The 16,315-nt window shown below is 47.8% G+C and carries 15 protein-coding genes; 4 read left to right on the top strand and 11 right to left on the bottom strand.

The window, feature by feature from the left end; translation table 11 throughout:
• Positions 1-25: 25 nt before the first annotated feature.
• Positions 26-1,582, bottom strand: a complete 1,557-nt coding sequence (locus tag AC4PM4_RS07295) for an ATP-binding protein (RefSeq protein ID WP_072735226.1) — start codon at positions 1,580-1,582, stop codon at positions 26-28.
• Between the two features lie 275 nt (positions 1,583-1,857).
• On the opposite strand from AC4PM4_RS07295, the gene AC4PM4_RS07290 reads away from it, so the two are divergent.
• Entirely contained in the window at positions 1,858-2,193 is a 336-nt protein-coding gene (locus tag AC4PM4_RS07290; RefSeq protein ID WP_072735161.1) for a hypothetical protein, read from the top strand.
• A gap of 63 nt (positions 2,194-2,256) precedes the next feature.
• Here AC4PM4_RS07290 and mglC read toward each other — a convergent pair whose 3' ends face one another.
• The 6 genes from mglC to AC4PM4_RS07260 all read right to left on the bottom strand — a co-directional run bounded on the left by mglC (position 2,257) and on the right by AC4PM4_RS07260 (position 10,695).
• On the bottom strand, positions 2,257-3,276 hold the full coding sequence (gene mglC / locus AC4PM4_RS07285; protein ID WP_076290270.1) for a galactose/methyl galactoside ABC transporter permease MglC: 1,020 nt from the start codon (positions 3,274-3,276) through the stop codon (positions 2,257-2,259).
• Between the two features lie 15 nt (positions 3,277-3,291).
• Positions 3,292-4,797, bottom strand: coding sequence for a sugar ABC transporter ATP-binding protein (locus AC4PM4_RS07280; protein ID WP_491613228.1), 1,506 nt, complete (start codon positions 4,795-4,797; stop codon positions 3,292-3,294).
• 74 nt (positions 4,798-4,871) lie between these two features.
• Positions 4,872-5,933, bottom strand: coding sequence for a galactose ABC transporter substrate-binding protein (locus AC4PM4_RS07275; RefSeq protein ID WP_063567849.1), 1,062 nt, complete (start codon positions 5,931-5,933; stop codon positions 4,872-4,874).
• Positions 5,934-6,054: 121 nt separating this feature from the next.
• On the bottom strand, positions 6,055-7,275 hold the full coding sequence (locus AC4PM4_RS07270; RefSeq protein WP_269053526.1) for a substrate-binding domain-containing protein: 1,221 nt from the start codon (positions 7,273-7,275) through the stop codon (positions 6,055-6,057).
• Entirely contained in the window at positions 7,262-9,079 is a 1,818-nt protein-coding gene (locus tag AC4PM4_RS07265; RefSeq protein WP_269053525.1) for a cache domain-containing sensor histidine kinase, read from the bottom strand. Before AC4PM4_RS07265 ends, AC4PM4_RS07270 begins: the two co-directional genes overlap by 14 nt.
• The gene (locus AC4PM4_RS07260; RefSeq protein ID WP_491613227.1) at positions 9,076-10,695 is read right to left on the bottom strand and encodes a response regulator; all 1,620 of its coding nucleotides are present in this window, start codon (positions 10,693-10,695) and stop codon (positions 9,076-9,078) included. The genes AC4PM4_RS07265 and AC4PM4_RS07260 overlap by 4 nt, the downstream gene beginning before the upstream one ends.
• 238 nt (positions 10,696-10,933) lie before the next feature.
• Between AC4PM4_RS07260 and AC4PM4_RS07255 the strand changes: the two genes are divergently transcribed.
• Positions 10,934-11,434: a hypothetical protein gene (locus AC4PM4_RS07255; RefSeq protein WP_176854553.1), complete on the top strand. Its 501-nt coding sequence runs from the start codon at positions 10,934-10,936 to the stop codon at positions 11,432-11,434.
• 66 nt (positions 11,435-11,500) lie between these two features.
• On the opposite strand, the gene AC4PM4_RS07250 is transcribed toward AC4PM4_RS07255, so the two are convergent.
• Positions 11,501-12,427: a tyrosine-type recombinase/integrase gene (locus tag AC4PM4_RS07250; protein WP_491613226.1), complete on the bottom strand. Its 927-nt coding sequence runs from the start codon at positions 12,425-12,427 to the stop codon at positions 11,501-11,503.
• A 169-nt stretch (positions 12,428-12,596) separates the two neighbouring features.
• On the opposite strand from AC4PM4_RS07250, the gene AC4PM4_RS07245 reads away from it, so the two are divergent.
• Both AC4PM4_RS07245 and AC4PM4_RS07240 read left to right on the top strand, forming a co-directional pair.
• The gene (locus AC4PM4_RS07245; protein ID WP_062320808.1) at positions 12,597-12,797 is read left to right on the top strand and encodes a cold-shock protein; all 201 of its coding nucleotides are present in this window, start codon (positions 12,597-12,599) and stop codon (positions 12,795-12,797) included.
• A gap of 134 nt (positions 12,798-12,931) precedes the next feature.
• Positions 12,932-13,204 (top strand): HU family DNA-binding protein, encoded by a 273-nt coding sequence (locus AC4PM4_RS07240; protein WP_053783990.1) that lies wholly within the window; start codon positions 12,932-12,934, stop codon positions 13,202-13,204.
• Positions 13,205-13,475: 271 nt separating this feature from the next.
• Here AC4PM4_RS07240 and AC4PM4_RS07235 read toward each other — a convergent pair whose 3' ends face one another.
• The 3 genes from AC4PM4_RS07235 to AC4PM4_RS07225 are packed head-to-tail and all read right to left on the bottom strand — an operon-like array spanning position 13,476 to position 16,314.
• Complete coding sequence (locus AC4PM4_RS07235; protein WP_063567845.1) at positions 13,476-14,276, bottom strand: ABC transporter ATP-binding protein; 801 nt, start codon at positions 14,274-14,276, stop codon at positions 13,476-13,478.
• Between the two features lie 60 nt (positions 14,277-14,336).
• Entirely contained in the window at positions 14,337-15,473 is a 1,137-nt protein-coding gene (locus AC4PM4_RS07230) for an ABC transporter ATP-binding protein (protein WP_083584831.1), read from the bottom strand.
• Between the two features lie 4 nt (positions 15,474-15,477).
• Positions 15,478-16,314 (bottom strand): ABC transporter permease, encoded by an 837-nt coding sequence (locus AC4PM4_RS07225; RefSeq protein ID WP_063567844.1) that lies wholly within the window; start codon positions 16,312-16,314, stop codon positions 15,478-15,480.
• Position 16,315 lies beyond the last annotated feature (1 nt).

The raw sequence follows: 16,315 nt of genomic DNA, 5'->3' as shown, positions 1-16,315 counted from the left end.
ATTGCGGCGTTTTTGGTTATTAGAATCAAGCTCCCATAGGCAAATGAAGGGTGAATGTAGAGCCAATCCCCATTTCACTATGCACGGTAATTTTGCCATGATGATCCTGAGCGATTTTCTGACAGAGTGCCAGTCCAAGTCCTGTACCTTCTTCCTTGGTGGTATAGAACGGATTAAAGATCGTTGCCAGAGAGTTCTCTGGAATGCCGCTGCCCGTGTCGGTAATCGAAATAAGTGCTCTATTTCCATCATGTAACAGATCAATATGCACTTCACCCGGATCTTCCATCGCTTCAAAAGCATTACGGATCAGGTTAATTAGAACCTGTACGATCTTGTCCCGATCCATGTTAACCACGACTGGCTCCCCAGTCATTTCAAGTGTAATTCGATGGCCTCGTGATGCTGCATCCGACTCGGTTAACGACATGACACGTTCGAGACACTGCCCTACTCGTTCAGGTTTCATGTGATTCGTGTGTGGTTTGGAGAACTGTAAAAACTCTGCCGTCAGCTCTGTTACACGTGTGATCTCCCCCATGATGACTTCATACCATGGTGCGATATTGAATGCCTGTCCGCGTGAGAGCTGCAGGAATCCGCGAATGGCTGTCAGCGGGTTACGAATTTCATGAGCCATGCCAGCCGCCAGTTCACCTACGGCTCTAAGCCTTTCGGAACGGAAGACCTCTTCTTCATTTTTTAACCATTTATTGCGTTGCTGCTGAAATAACCTGTCCTCCGCCACCGTAATAAAGTGTTGTAACGTCTCCGACATTCCCGGATACAAGGAAATACTGTAGTTCACCTGCAACCCCCGCAACTCCCCTGACAGCAGTGACGACATGCGTTCTTCAATATTTTGTATTTCAGGCAAAATGACGGCATAGCGATCTCCTGCATAGCGGGATATACCGTATGCATCCGAAAACTGTGTCGTAATAATTTCGCCTGTATTTCCGATTACGCTGCACCAGTTGTCTTCGACCTCTTTGTCAAACCCGTTAAAATTCTGAATATTCAGGATTATCAGCAGAAAGGAGCGGTGCTCCTCCACCGTTTTATTAAGAGCATCCATGTAACCTTCGTAATTCAGCAACCCGGTGAGCGGGTCATGGAGGGTGAGAAAGTGATTTTTCTCCCGAAGCCTGCGCTTCTCTGCCTCACTGTTAATCAAGGTATGATAAAAAAATATAATGACAATCGCCGTTAACATGTCAAACAGGGATACCAGCAAAGCATATGTATCAATCGGTACATAGGAAAGCCGAATCACTGTATATTCGAGCAATAACAGCATCGAAATGGGTAAAGTCTGCGCAACACGTTGTTTATTTTGAATCATCGACATGATCAGCAGATAATATAACAATTCGCACCAGTTCAGTTCACTGAAATAATGGAATATGCCGAGAAAAATCCAATGGATATTACGCAATGCAGGATAACGTTTCTCCCCATATATACTTGCTACAAATAACACACCAGCACATATCATTAACGCGAGATGGGGAGTAAGCCCTAGAAAATAAGAGGACAGGATAACAAGCAGACATCCCAACGGGAAAATAAGCATTTTCATCGTGTAACTTAGCAAAAGGCCTCGCCCCCTTTGACATAATTCTCACATCTAAGATCTTATTTACATGTATTATATCGATAATGATTAGCTAATGTTGTCGATTAGTGGAAGCTTGTCAAATTCACATGAATGTATAAATTTATAATTAAAATAGGACAAACGGTTTATAGGAAAACGGAGATTGCGAAACTATCATACATCACATTGATCAATACTGTGTTACAATACATTAATGGATTTATTTAGGATAAAACCTTGGTTATGGAGGGATAAGCATGATACAACAAAGAAAACCTTTGGGCATCGGGACACTTTCTCTGCTGGTTCTCGCAATGGGGCTGGCCTTTAATTTTCCCTGGGGCACAGAAAAGGTACAGATCAGCCACTATTTGTTTAATCTACTGAACGTGCCTATCTATAGTAATGGAGACCAGGGACTTCACCTTCCCTTTGTGGCGGCGGCAATCTTCTGGATACCTGCTGTAATTATCGCTAGCAAGTATCGTTCGCACTATGGTACAAAGGTAGCCTTTAACGTAGCCGCGTTTATGCTGCTTCTATGCATCGTTGGTCCTGTGGTTAATATTGTGGACAGGTTTGTAAATTCATAAAATAAAGAAGCCAGCACTCTTGAATGACAAGAGTGCTGGCTTCTTTGATTCAATTCTACACTTCTATTTTTTCGCCATATACTTGCGGATATCAAATGCCACAGCAGCCACAATAATCAACCCTTTAATAATCAGCTGCCAGTAAGGACTTACACCGATAAAGGTCAGACCATAATTGATAACTCCAAAGATCAGAACCCCTGCCATAACGCCGGGCACCGTACCAATACCACCCGCTGTGGAGACGCCCCCCACGACACAGGCCGCAATAGCATCCAGCTCATACATGTTACCGTAATTGTTCGTTGCCCCGCCCGTACGCGCGGCTTCCAGCACACCGCCCAGTCCATACAGTGCACCTGCAATGGCATACAACGCAATCAGGTTGCGTGCCACATGAATGCCGGACACATGCGCAGCCTGAATATTGCCACCGATGGCATACATATTCTTCCCAAGGCGGGTCTTATTGAAGACGACCCAACAGATCAGCGCAACCGCTACAGCAATCAATACGATATACGGAATGGAATAACCACCACCAAGATCAATGTAACCAGATCCAATAACGGTAAAATCAGGTCTCAATCCACCAATCGGTTGTGACTGATTGGGCTCTGTATCAAAGTAAATCGAGTTCAGACCATATACCGCAACCATCGTACCCAGTGTCGCGATAAAGGGTGGAACATGTAATTTGGCTACTATGATACCATTCACCAGTCCTACTGCCAGTCCGGCAATAATCCCGAAGACCATGGGCGCCCACACCCATAAATGTGGCAGATCGGGAAAGAACCGATTGGCATATTCGTCGATTTGCAGCATCGATGCGGATACAACAGCCGTTAGACCAACGACCCGTCCTGCCGACAAGTCGACCCCGCCCGTTACCAGGATAAAAGCAGCACCCAGCGCAATGATGGCCCGTGTGGAGGACTGTTGTAATATATCCCGCAGTGTAGAGAAAGCAAGAAAGTGCGGATCGGCAATGGCAATGCCAATGACGAGTAGGATCAGCACAATAAAGATCGCACGCTGCGCCACATACTGCTTCACCTGATTGATAACTTGTGTATTCATGTATTTCCCTCCTGACTAAGCCATCCGCTGCTGTGCGGCCAGCCTCATGATATCCTGCTCTGTTGCCTCAGCACCGTCGACGATTCCGGTAAGCCGCCCTTCGCTCATGACCATGATTCGATCCGGCATGCCCAGCAGTTCGGGCATCTCCGAGCTGATCATAATAATGCTTTTTCCCTGGCGGGCCAGTTCCGTAATAATAGTGTAGATTTCAAATTTCGCGCCCACATCAATCCCACGTGTCGGTTCATCGAGCAGTAGAATTTCAGGGTCAGTCAACAGCCATCTAGCCAGAAGTACCTTCTGTTGATTACCACCAGACAGGTTGCGAATTAGCGTGTTAACTGAAGGGGTTTTAGTTCTAAACTTCAGAGTCTGCTCACGTGCCTCATCTCGGCCTTTCTTCTCATCCAGCAGACCAATCCGATTCCGGTAACGTCCGAGACTCGCGATAATCGTATTTTCATACACAGACAACACTGGAAAAATTCCTGTGACTCTTCGCTCCTCGGTCAGCAGGGCAATGTTATGACGCTTTGCTGCGGCAGGTGACTTGATCTTCACCTTGCGCCCATGAATCGAGATCGTCCCTGAAGCAAGTCCGCGTAAGCCAAACAATGACTCAATCAATTCCGTCCGCTGTGCCCCAACAAGGCCGCCAATTCCAAGAACTTCGCCTTTCCTCAATTCAAACGTCACATCACGGAACGAATTCGGCTGGCTGGAGGTTAAGCCTTCTGCCTTCAAAATCACTTCTCCAGGTACGTTCGTCCGTTCCGGGAACCGTTCATCCAGATCACGTCCAACCATGCGGGTAATGATCAGATCGGTCGTTAAATCAGCAGCATCCCAGGTACCGACCACAAAACCATCCCGCATAATCGTGACCTCATCCGAGATCGTCAGAATTTCCTCCATCTTGTGCGAAATGTAGATAATAGACACCCCGCGACTGCGCAGCTGATTAATAATGGCGAAGAGCTGGTCTACTTCCTTGCCCGTGAGCGAGGAAGTTGGCTCATCCATCACGATAACTTTAGATTGGAAAGAGACCGCTTTGGCAATTTCCATCGACTGTATTTTGGAAACGGATAAAGTTCCCGCCTGAGCCTTGGGATCAATGTCCAGATTCAGGTCCTTGAACAAGGCTAGTGTATCAGCGTACATTCGTTTCTCATCCACCAACAACCCCCTCATCGGAAACCGCCCCAGCCAGATGTTCTCCATCACCGGACGGTATGGCACCGGGTTCAGTTCCTGATGAATCATCGATATGCCATGTTGAAGCGCCGCTTTCGAACTCGGAATTTCCACCTGATTGCCGTCCATCCGAATCGTTCCTTCATCCGGGCGATACATACCGAATAGACATTTCATCAGCGTGGATTTGCCAGCACCATTCTCTCCCATCAGCGCATGAACCGTACCCGGCTTTACCTTCAATGTGACCTGACTCAGTGCTTGCACACCCGGAAATGCTTTGGAAATTCCGTCCATCTCCAGCAGGTAAGGTGATTCCATCTTTCATCCTCCCCTTCCGTAAACCCGGCAAAAAAAGGACGCCATCTCATGACGGACGTCCCTGTTTGCTGCTGTTATTGGGCGTCGGCAATGTTGTCTTTCGTAATTTTTTTGTAGGCAATCCAGACGTATTTGCCATCCGTAATGTCATAACCCGTGTTTTCCTTCGTTGGCGTCTCACCCTTCGCAAGTACGGAAGCCAGTGCAACCGTAGCTGCGCCCTGGTTCTTGGCATCATTCAACACCGTGCCCAGCATCGTTCCGTCCTGAAGGGCCTGAATGGCCGGAGCAGTTGCATCGACGCCGACAACCGGCATCGTTTTGCCGTCTTTGAAGTATCCCGCTGCTTTCAACGCTTCAATGGCTCCAAGTGCCATGTCATCATTGTTAGCCAATACCGCTTCAATTTTGTCTCCGTGGGAGGCAAGGAACGCCTGCATTTTCTCCTGTCCTTTGACCCGATCCCACATCGCGGTGTCTTCCGCCAATGCTTCCACTTCAATTCCGGCATCCTGGATGGCCTGAACTGAATATTTGGTCCGTAGCTCAGCATCCTGGTGGCCTGGCTCGCCTTTCAGCATGACGTACTGCAGTTTACCATCACCGTTTTTATCTGCTTCCGGGTGGGCCTTCCAGTAGTCCACAATGAGCTGACCGGAGATCGTGCCGGACTCTTCCGCCTTGGCTCCAACGTAATACACTTTATCCCACTTGTTCATGTCTTCAGCAACCGGCTCACGGTTCAGAAAGACAACTGGAATGCTGGCCGCTTTGGCTTTATCAATAATGACACCTGCTGCGGTCCGGTCAACCGGATTCACGGCCATTGCGTTGTATTTCTTGGATACAAACAGATCGACTTTCTCATTCTGGGTCGGCTGTGCGTTCTGGCTATCCACGATATCGAGTGTGGCTTTGCCTTCCGCTGCTGCGGTCATTGCATTCCGCACACCCGTCATGAACGTGTCATCGAACTTATAGATCGCCACGCCAATCTTCGGCGTTTCCGTCCCTGCCGCCGTCTTGCCTCCTGTATCTGTTCCTGTACTTCCGCCTGCGCTGTCTCCGCCACTGCTGCACCCCGCCGCCGCAACCATACACGCTGTAAGCAACAATGTCATCCACGTTTTCTTCATATCCTAATGACCTCCCCCAAGTTCATTCGGCTTTACCGATGTCTTTATTATGAAAGGGTTTACAATAAATTCGAATACAATATCTTCCTCTGTTTTATCGAAATCTTCCTCAATTGAGCCTTTACTGTACAAAAGGAAACAACAACTTCTGATTATCCATCCAGAACATATTGTCCGTACTGACAAGCTTCGTTTCTAGCGTTACCCTGGCTTGCACCTGTTGATTGTTCAATCGTGCAACGGCCTGATTCACACCAAGATACCCTGCGCTGAATCCATTTTGCACGATCAAATGTTGAATTCTGCCTTCCTGTAACTGCTCTAACTGCTGCTGTTCACTGCCAAATCCCACAATCTTCACCTTGTTACCATTGTTCTCGGACGTACGTCGATTCAATTCATCCGCTACCCCCAGAGAAGCAGGTTCCTGAAGGGCAATCAACCCGTCCACCTGCTGCTGGTCAAGCAGTTGCTTCGACGCTTGCCAGCAAGCATCCCGGGTGCTGCATACGGATTGGGCCTCCACATGAATGTCCGGGTATTGAGCCAGTGATTCCTTTATCCCTAACTCCCGGTTAATCAGAACAGGATTTACAGGATCAGGACCAAGCAAGGCTATACGTCCTCGTCCTCCCAGAAGCACAGCCATGGCCTGACCCGCCTGCCGTCCAGCTTCAACGTTATCTATCGAGATAACACTTGTTATGCCTTTTACAGGAAACTCGTCATTCAACAAAATGACGGGGATAATCACTCCGTTGGCATCTTTAGTCTGTGCCTTCTCAATGATGTCGCTGAGTGTCTTCTCACTCAAGGGATCGATCAACAGGGCCGATGCTCCCTGTTCCAGTGCCAGTGATACTGCATCCACCTGGGCTTGTTCACGCTCGCTCAGTGGATAAGTCCCATTTTGCAAGTGCTCTTGCTTGACCTTTCCCTGTCCTGCTGTGAAGTCGGGGTTAGATGGCGCGTAAGTTAACCCCTCTGAGGGAAAAGCCTCCACCGTAATGAGCTCCGCTCCCGCTTCTTTGGCAGCCGCTTCGGCCCCAAGACGTATCGCTTCTGCAAGTTCTCCGGTTCCCGCTGGCGTAATCAGTGCAATACGCGGCTGTGATCCCGCTGAATCAGCATTCGACATACCGCACGCCATACATAACAACAGGCAGAAGATTGCTGCTGACATGCCCATATAACGAAGGATAGGGACTCTCATCCGTATGACTTCCACGCGATTGCAGATTGTTATTTTCAAAACCCAATTCGAGATCCCATCCGTTCTATCGATGTTATTCACCTTGCTGGTTCCCTTGGCGCACGTGCTATTCCCTTTATTGTTCATCATGCGCATCGTCCTCCTCTCGTTCCGATTGGATCGGAATCCGAATCCAGACGGTTGTGCCTTCTTCCAGCTCACTTTCGAATTCAAGACCGTAAGCTTCGCCATAATAAAGCTGAATCCGATCATGTACATTGCGTACAGCTACACCTGATCCTGCACCACTTTTCACGATAGGACTGCCCATTAGAAGTTTCGACATCTGCTCTTCCGTCATGCCGACCCCATTATCCGTAATGCGAAATACCAGCTTGTCGTCCTCCCGGTATACACGAATCTCAATACATCCCTCGTCCATATGATATTCAATGCCATGCACGATCGCATTTTCAATGAGTGGCTGAAGCACCAGCTTAAGTGTCAGACAGTCCAACGTATCCTCATGCGCCGTCATGCTAAAATTAAATTTGCGCTTGAACCGCATCTGCTGAATCGTCAGGTAATGGTGGGCGTGCTCCAGTTCTTCCCTGACCGTAATAATCGTTTTGCCTTGACTGAGACTGATGCGAAACAATCGGGATAACGAAGTGATCATCGTAATGACTTCCTCATTCCGGCTCATGCCCACCATACGCACGACCGAATTCAACGTGTTGTAGAGGAAATGTGGATTGATCTGAGCCTGCAAAGCTTCCAGTTCGAGACGACGCTTCTGCTCCTGTTCATGAATGATTTCATTCATCAAGGTCCGAATTTTATAGACCATCAGGTTAAAACGACGGGATAAACGTTCCACTTCCAGCGGCCCTTCGATAGGTAGCTCCACGTTAAAATCCCCTCGCTCCACAGCCTTCATCTTTCGTTCCATCCGCCGGATTGGACGTGTCAGACTGGAAGAGAGGAACAGCGAGACGAGGATGACCAGTACCAGCACAACCAGCAGTACCCGAATCAGATATCCATTGACCTCCTGGCGGGTTGTCATGATCTCATCCAGATAGGCCACACCTACGATTTTCCATCCAATATTGGCGACAGACTTGACCGCATTCAACCTTTTCTGCCCATCCGCCTCATCTTCATAACTGCCGGTTGCAACCAGTGCCTGTTCGATATTTTCACTCTTGAGCCCCATGTACATCAATTGCTGCTGCGGATGGTAGACGATATTGCCTGCACTTTCGTCGATAATGTAGACGTATCCCCGCTGCCCCAGACTGACTCGGCGGCTCAGTTCGTCCATTTGTTTGAAGTTGATATCCACCAGCAGAATGACCTGCCGATCCTGACCATTTTGACGTACAGTAATGCCTTTGCTCATAGAAACGACCCATTTGTATGGGCCTGTGTACATGTTCTGGATATGAGGCAGTGAGAAACTAAGGTGATCCGGCACTCGGAGTGCAGATTGAAACCACCCTTGCTGTGTTACATGCGCACTCGGTTTTAATTCAGCTGAAGGTCTGTTCTTGAGCAAATGCCCTGTTGAATCCAACAAAGTAATGGAGATGATATCTTCGCGGCTGCTGAGCAGCGTGTCGAGCTGTTTATCTACCTGATCCCCTTCCCACGTGCCATCCCGCAGCATATGTTCTTCGATGGCTCGATACAGATGGGACATACTGCGAACATAATCCTCCAGATTGTAACTGACCTGATCCACGATCTGCCTCGTCGTCAGCTCCGCACTTCGCTCCGCGGCCTGCGTGAATTTGTCGTGCAGCAGCATCGCCATGATGGTCAGCACCAATACAATGAAGACAGAGAAGGACCACGTAATAATAAAGCGGATACTACTGACTCTGGATGAACGCAGCCTGGACCGAAGCTTGAGCCAAAGGGATCTTATCCATCCGGCAAACGTTCTCATCGACTTGTGCCTTCACTAGCTGTTAGTGCAGTCTGTTTGCGATATTCTTTGGGCGAGACGCCGATATGTTTTTTGAAGCAAAAACTGAAATAATTCGGTTCTGCGAAGCCTACCTGACCAGCAATCTCAAACGACTTCATCTCTGTGGATCGAAGTAATTCCTTGGCCGCCTCCATCCGGATCTGCATCAGATATTGCAGGAAGGTAAGCTGTACTTCTTTTTTGAAAATGCCACAAAAATAACCCGAACTGATATGCAGATGCCCACATACTTTCTGAATGGACAGATCCGGATCGGCGTAGTGTTCTTTGGTAAACGACAATGCCTGTTCCACAATATCCTTGTATACATGCTGCCTTCCGCTGGCAATGCGATGTTGAACGAGCAGACAAACCTCATGCACCTTACCTTGTGCCTCAGACAACCCAGGCAAACGGAACAAATCGGCATACAACTGGAACCCTGCCCCAAAAATGTCCTCCATGGCCTCGCCCGATGCCTGAGCTGCCTTCCAAACGTTTGTTAAAACTTCAATCAGATACAGTTGAATGTCACTTCGCCCATGCTCCACCGTAATTTCCCGGAAAATGATCTCTAGCGCGTCCTCCAGCTCCGCCTGCGTACCCGCTTTCAGACAACGTGTCAGCGTTTGCTGCTTCAACTCGTCAAAACGCAATTTGCCCGCCGTCTGCCGCTCCACATCTGCAATATAGATAAGGGGATCGGTCCCCGGTACAAGTCGATAATCCAGTGCCAGTAGTGCATCCTCATAGGCATGCTTCACACCTGCCAGTGTGTTCACGATTGAGCCCGATCCAACAGTGGCAGGAATACGCAGATAGTGATTGATGCTGCGCATTACATTTTCCAGCGCCTGCTGCTGTCGTTTCTCTCCATCTTCTCCACCCCACCGATCTACATAGAGCAGCACAATCGTCTCCTGATGCATAAAAGCATGTCCGGCCCCATGTTCCGTCCATACCTCTGCGGCAATGTTTAGCGCAGCAAACTGCTTTAGCTCTGCATCCGCGGATTGTTCTCCGTCCATATGCAGAGTTAATACGGATACACCATAGCGGTCACCATGCAGGTCTAGTCCGCATTGCTTTGCTTTGCCATGGATATATTCCGGTGATTTTTGCCGATGTAGCAAAGTGGCCATCAGATCCGCCTGTAACAGGGGCAGGCTTGTATAATAATGGTCGCGCAGCTGCTGTACATCCTCTCGTTCGGCCACTTCAGCCACCATCTGCGCACGCAACCTTGTAAGCAGTTCTGTCAGATGTCCCGCCGAGAATGGCTTCAGTAAATATTCATCCACACTCAGCGAGACCGCTTGTCGGGCGTAGTCGAATTCATCATATCCAGTCAAAATCACCACTTTCACAAGCGGATTGCGCTCCCGCAACCTTCGAGCAAGTTCAAGTCCATCCATAAATGGCATGCTGATATCCGTTACCACAATATCCGGCTCCACTCGTTCTGCCATCTCCAGTGCTTCACGTCCATTCTCCGCCAGACCAACTATGCGCAGATCGAGCGCTTCCCAATCTACCTCTACAACCAACCCTTCGCGTACATCCTCTTCATCATCCACCAGCAATACCCGGTACACGTCAGATTCCTCCTTTATTTAACGGGCCTTAAGCCCAAGCAATAATGTATATGTCGATATGATCCAAGGTTGCCATCATAATATACAATATAAATTTAATTATGTAATCGCTTACTTTTAAGATGATAAGATTGATATAATGAGCGCTCACAAACGAAATATATGGTAAATTATTGAAAGGAGTAAATTAAGAAATAGGAAAGGAATCCATTAACTGATGAATTACTTGAAATCCGGAATGATAACGACCGGTATTGCCGCAATATTAATTTGCAGCGGTGCAATCACGGAGACGATTCGAACCGATCGATTTGAAGCATCCACCCAGTCTTCACTCTGGGAGAACCAACCTCAAGAACTTCAAGAGAAATTAACAAAATCATGGAGCGGAGGAATAGAGGCGATACGTAACACGCTGAATGAGAATAGTGAGGAGGAGAATATAACTGAATGGAAACTGTTTTACAGCTTGGAGGATTCATTAAACACCCTTTCCCATAAAGATCACTCTTCCTTCATCGCTGCCTATTATAGTAACGAACGAAGAACCATGCTGGAAAACGGAGATGTCATGCCTGCCTTGCTTTTACATCCCGATCATACAAAGGCGATACTTTTTTGGGAAAAGCTTGATGGAACCTATGCCATGATTACATTAGAATTGCAAATCAATGCAAACAACAAGTCTGAATGGGATGTAAGTCATTCTTGGATAACCAAACAACCCTCATCCACTTGAAGTGGGTCAGGGCATCATTGATCCTATATCCATTCGTAATGCCTCATAAAGAGTGCTGCATGTACTTTAATGCGGTTCCGTTTCTCCATCCTCTTCTGCTGACAAAGATAAATTGGCATTTAACCCCTTCACATAAATCATCGTGGTATCCGGGTTGATATGCCCCATCATTTCTGCCAAGCGATGCAGTGGTGTATGCTCGGCCATAGCGTATCCGAACCGATGACGCAGATCATGGGAACTTAGCCCTTCCAGACCGGCTGTAGTCATCACCTTTTTGATCAAATGGCGCAGCGCCCTCTCCGTTAAGCGATCACTGGTTTTCTCGGAAGGAAATAGGTAAGGACTATCCGGTGCGAGGCCAACCATGTACATCTTCAACAAAGCAATACATGTCATGTTCAGCGGAATTTTCCGTTGACCGTTTCGTTTATCAGCCCGCACGGTGAGTTGCCCGCTTCGTTTGCCCAATTCAATATCACCGGGAGCGAGATTGCATATCTCCATTGTTCGTATACCGGTATGAAACATGAGGGTAAGGATAGTCTGATCCCGAAGCGAGTTACCGTCTTCGACGGCAGATATGAATGACCTTTCTTCCTCGGTGGTCATTCGGCGGGGGCTAACCTTGTCTTCCGGAATGAATTTCAAAGGTTTGGAAGGATTACTCTTGATCCTGGCTTCCGATGAAGCCCACTTAAAAAAACGCTTCAATGTAATTAGTCTACGATTAATGGTAGATGGCTTCAATTGCATTACCTTTTGTGAATCTTCCCGATAACGGACCAAAGTCGATGTATGCACGTCTTCGATTCGAAATGAAATCTCTTCACTCCGAGAATCGTTCCCTATATACCATTCGGTAAAATGCTTCAAATCACTCGCATATTCCTTCAAGGTTTTGGGAGTCAATTCTCCCTGATTCGTAAGCATATGTATGAATTCCTGAACAACCATTTCCCCTTGTACCGAAGTACCAGAACCCTTATCCATTAGAAAAAACCTCCAAATCTTGACTTATATTAGCGGACATGGTATTATCATATTAATCGATACATTAGCGGACATCAAGTCTGTGGGTTGAATATACCTGATTAGCGTTGATTCTAAAATTAACCTTTTCAAAATGGTCGTTTAAAAACTTATTTTTTGGAGGAACTACATGCAAACAGGTACAGTGAAATGGTTTAACGCGGACAAAGGATTTGGCTTTATCGAAACTGAAGAAGGAACAGACGTATTCGTTCATTTCAGTGCAATTCAAGGCGACGGTTTCAAAACATTGGATGAAGGACAACGCGTCCAATTCGAAGTAACTCAAGGTAACCGTGGTCCACAGGCTGAGAACGTTACTAAAGTTTAATTATATTAAAGCTGCCTTGTACAAGGCAGCTTTTTGTTTTATTACATGAGCATTTTGCATAGATTCAAAGAGCGTCTTTCAAAATGCTGACTTCATAAACTTATCATCCAAAAACGAAAAGCGAGGTATGACAAATGGATAAAGAACAATTGATCACAGAAGTAGCCAAAAACGGCGGATTCTCCAAAAAGAACGCTGAAAAGGCCGTAACGGTTGTACTGGATTCGATTTTGGAAGCTTTAAAAGAAGGTAAAGAGGTTCAACTGGTTGGATTCGGCAAATTCGAAGTGCGTAATCGTGAAGCACGTATGGGTAAAAGCCGTCGAACTGGTAAGGAAATTCAACTTCCAGCAGGTAAAGTTCCTGTATTCACAGCAGGATTAACAATGAAAGAAGCTTTAAACTAAACAGCAACAACAAGATCGGAAAAGAGGTTTTTATTCAAACACACAACGAACATTTTGATGTAAATGTCGTGTTTTCTACGGTTGATGATATCATTAACTTTTATTCGGGCAAGCAGACAGACCAGAATAACGCGGAAGATCACACCCATTCAACACCCCCATCAACAGAGTCTGCACAGACACCACAACTACCCACTCGCTAAAACGAACCTTTCATCTTGGACAATAAGAAGCCCTGTTCCGCTCAAAACGGTCCAGGGCTTGATTTGTGTCAATCGAGCACCCAGGGAGAATGAATTTTGGGTACGTCATTGATTAATTGTTTGGTATAGGGATGCTCCGCATGGTGAATAACTTCCTCCGCTCTCCCCGCCTCCACCATTCGTCCATGCTCCATAATACAGATCGTGTCGCTCACATAATAAGCCAGACCCACGTCGTGCGTAATAAACACAATCGTCATGCGGTTCTCATCGCGCAGCTTGAGCAGCATATCCAGAATCGTTGAACGCGAGCATGCGTCCACCATGGACGTTGGTTCATCGGCGATCAACACCTTAGGATGCAGCATGAAAATGCGGGCAATCATGAGCCGTTGCATCTGTCCACCGGACAGCTCAAACGGATATTTGTTGTATAACTCTTCGAACTTCAAGTTGACGAAAGAACAGGCTTCCTTCATTTTGGCATATTCCTCGTCTTTGTTCAGCTTCAGCCCCTGAAGTTTGATACAGTCCACCAGCAGCTTTTCCACCCGGTGAAATACGTTGAACGAAGAGAACGGGTCCTGGAAAATGGCCTGTATATCCTTCCAATAGGCTTTACGCTCACGGTACCGCTTCATTTGTCTGGGCTTGCCATCGTATTCAATCGCTCCACCCGTTTCCTTGAGCAAGCCCATGATCATTTTCGCGAGTGTCGTCTTGCCACTGCCGCTCTCTCCGACAATGGAGATAATCTCCCCTTCATGAAAATCAAAGCTCACATCATCCACGGCTGCCTTTTTGCGATTGCCTGTACCGTACACCTTGGTCAGATGGCGGCCGCTGATCAGCACCTTGCCCATCGCCATACTACCTCACTCCTTTCGGGGAGCCTTGATCCGAGCCCATTACGCCCAGAAAGAATCATTTCATTGGTCTGCGATATCGTCTGTGTCAGATTGAACATCTCGGACATCTTCTTTATTTGAGTCATTCTCCTCCTGATTTTCTTCCCTCTCCTGGGGCTCTTCGTTCATGCTCTCCTGCTGTAAGTGACTGTCCTGCTCCTGCTCCCTGATCTGCTCCAGCATTTCTGGTGTCAGGAGACAGCGATATATTCGCCCATCGACATGAATGTTCTCGATTTTGCCCTGGCGGCACTCGTCGGTCACCAGTGTACAGCGCTCTGCAAAGCGGCAGCCTTCCGGCACATTCTTCAGATTTGGTGGTGCACCAGGAATGGCAGCCAGTTTGTGCTCCTTCATGCCCTCTTCCGGCACAATGATGGAGCCCATCAGTTTGCGAGTGTACGGATGCAGCGGATTGAAAATCATCTGCTCTGCCGTGCCTCGTTCCACAATCTCACCGGCATACATCACCATAATTTCATCCGTGACATGATACAGTAGCGGCAGCTCATGCGTGATGAACACCAGTGATTTGATTACTTTGCGCTTCAACAAATCCTTCAATAGACGAATGACCGCCTTCTGGGAGGTTACATCCAGTGCCGAAGTAGGTTCATCCGCAATGAGCACGTTGGGATTCAGAATTGTTGAGATGGCGATAACCGTTCGCTGCTTCATGCCGCCGGATAATTCATTTGGATACATATCCAGCACATCCGGCGACAAGTTCAGTGATTGGAAGCGCTCCGTAGCCATCTTCCGCACATCCGACCGTTTCATCTCCGGACGATGCTCCTTCATGATATCTTCAATAAACCTGATAATACGCAGCGTTGGGTTCAGTGCATTCATGGCAGCCTGCGGAATATAAGCAATTTCCTTGCCCAGAATGCGCGAACGAAGCTGCTCTTTGTTCAGCTGCATAATATCGGTACCATTAATCCGGATCGAACCACTGCCATAATGAAGCGGCGGGAAATAAAAGCCCATCAGGCTGAGCGCCAGCGTCGATTTTCCACAGCCCGATTCACCTGCAATGCCCAGCGTCTGCCCTTCTTTCAGTCCGAACTCCACCCCGTCGACGGCAAATACATTCTCCTTGAGCCGGGTACGGTAATAGGTTTTCAGACCGCTGACCTGAAGTATAGGTTGGTTCATGGTCTTAGCTCCTTATTTTCGGATTAAAAATTTCGTCCATGCCCGTATTCATCAGATAAAGCGAGAAGGTAATGACGGCAATCGCCAGCGCCGCAGGAATGAACGCCCACCACGCCCCTGCTACTGGCGCTTCAAACACCAGTGCCCAGTTCATCAGGATGCCGAGCGAGATCGTATTATACGGCCCCAGTCCCAGCATGGAGATGGATGCTTCGGACAGAATGCCCGATGCCGTCTGGAGCACAAAAGCCATCACCACATAAGACGCGATATAGGGCAAAATCTCATGGATAATGATACGCGGCGTACTGTGTCCCGAAATTTTTGCAATATGCACATGATCCCGGCTACGCAGAGATGTCGTCTGGGCTCGCACAGCCCGGGCCGTCCAAGGCCAGCTAGTTATACCGATAATGATCGCCGTCACCAGGGAACTGCGTGAATCAATGCTGACGGAGATCAAGATCAGGATGATGAACGAAGGAATAACAATGAAAATATTGGTGATCGCCGTCAGAAAGTTATCCAGCATTCCCCCGATATATCCCGACACCAGGCCCATAACCAGACCGATAACGGTCGCAAACACACCTGCAATTAGCCCCACACGTACGGATGTCTGGATGCCATACATCAACTCAAGGAAGATGTCCCGTCCAAAATTGTCCGATCCTAGCAGCAGGCCATCGCCAGGTGGCTGGAACGCCATCGCAATCATCTCGAGGGGATCACTGCGATTAATGAGCGGATAGATCGTAACCAAGAGCAGCATGCCGACAAAAGTCACCGCGCCGATCATGAATTTGGGTGACTTCAGCAAAATAGAGATCGAATGCTTCATA

This window comes from Paenibacillus sp. MDV22-iso6 (assembly GCF_058408365.1).
The sequence above is the reverse complement of the archived record's forward strand: the minus strand, read 5'-3'. Positions and strand labels throughout refer to the sequence as shown.

Bases quoted from the DNA above. Each gene is read 5' to 3' on its own strand.
- AC4PM4_RS07240 (WP_053783990.1), top strand. From the start codon at position 12,932: ATGGATAAAGAACAATTGATCACAGAAGTAGCCAAAAACGGCGGATTC.
- AC4PM4_RS07230 (WP_083584831.1), bottom strand. From the start codon at position 15,473: ATGAACCAACCTATACTTCAGGTCAGCGGTCTGAAAACCTATTACCGT.
- AC4PM4_RS07235 (WP_063567845.1), bottom strand. From the start codon at position 14,276: ATGGCGATGGGCAAGGTGCTGATCAGCGGCCGCCATCTGACCAAGGTG.
- AC4PM4_RS07250 (WP_491613226.1), bottom strand. From the start codon at position 12,427: ATGGATAAGGGTTCTGGTACTTCGGTACAAGGGGAAATGGTTGTTCAG.
- AC4PM4_RS07295 (WP_072735226.1), bottom strand. From the start codon at position 1,582: ATGAAAATGCTTATTTTCCCGTTGGGATGTCTGCTTGTTATCCTGTCC.
- AC4PM4_RS07255 (WP_176854553.1), top strand. From the start codon at position 10,934: ATGATAACGACCGGTATTGCCGCAATATTAATTTGCAGCGGTGCAATC.
- AC4PM4_RS07270 (WP_269053526.1), bottom strand. From the start codon at position 7,275: ATGATGAACAATAAAGGGAATAGCACGTGCGCCAAGGGAACCAGCAAG.
- AC4PM4_RS07265 (WP_269053525.1), bottom strand. From the start codon at position 9,079: ATGAGAACGTTTGCCGGATGGATAAGATCCCTTTGGCTCAAGCTTCGG.
- AC4PM4_RS07290 (WP_072735161.1), top strand. From the start codon at position 1,858: ATGATACAACAAAGAAAACCTTTGGGCATCGGGACACTTTCTCTGCTG.
- AC4PM4_RS07225 (WP_063567844.1), bottom strand. From the start codon at position 16,314: ATGAAGCATTCGATCTCTATTTTGCTGAAGTCACCCAAATTCATGATC.
- AC4PM4_RS07275 (WP_063567849.1), bottom strand. From the start codon at position 5,933: ATGAAGAAAACGTGGATGACATTGTTGCTTACAGCGTGTATGGTTGCG.
- mglC (WP_076290270.1), bottom strand. From the start codon at position 3,276: ATGAATACACAAGTTATCAATCAGGTGAAGCAGTATGTGGCGCAGCGT.
- AC4PM4_RS07280 (WP_491613228.1), bottom strand. From the start codon at position 4,797: ATGGAATCACCTTACCTGCTGGAGATGGACGGAATTTCCAAAGCATTT.
- AC4PM4_RS07245 (WP_062320808.1), top strand. From the start codon at position 12,597: ATGCAAACAGGTACAGTGAAATGGTTTAACGCGGACAAAGGATTTGGC.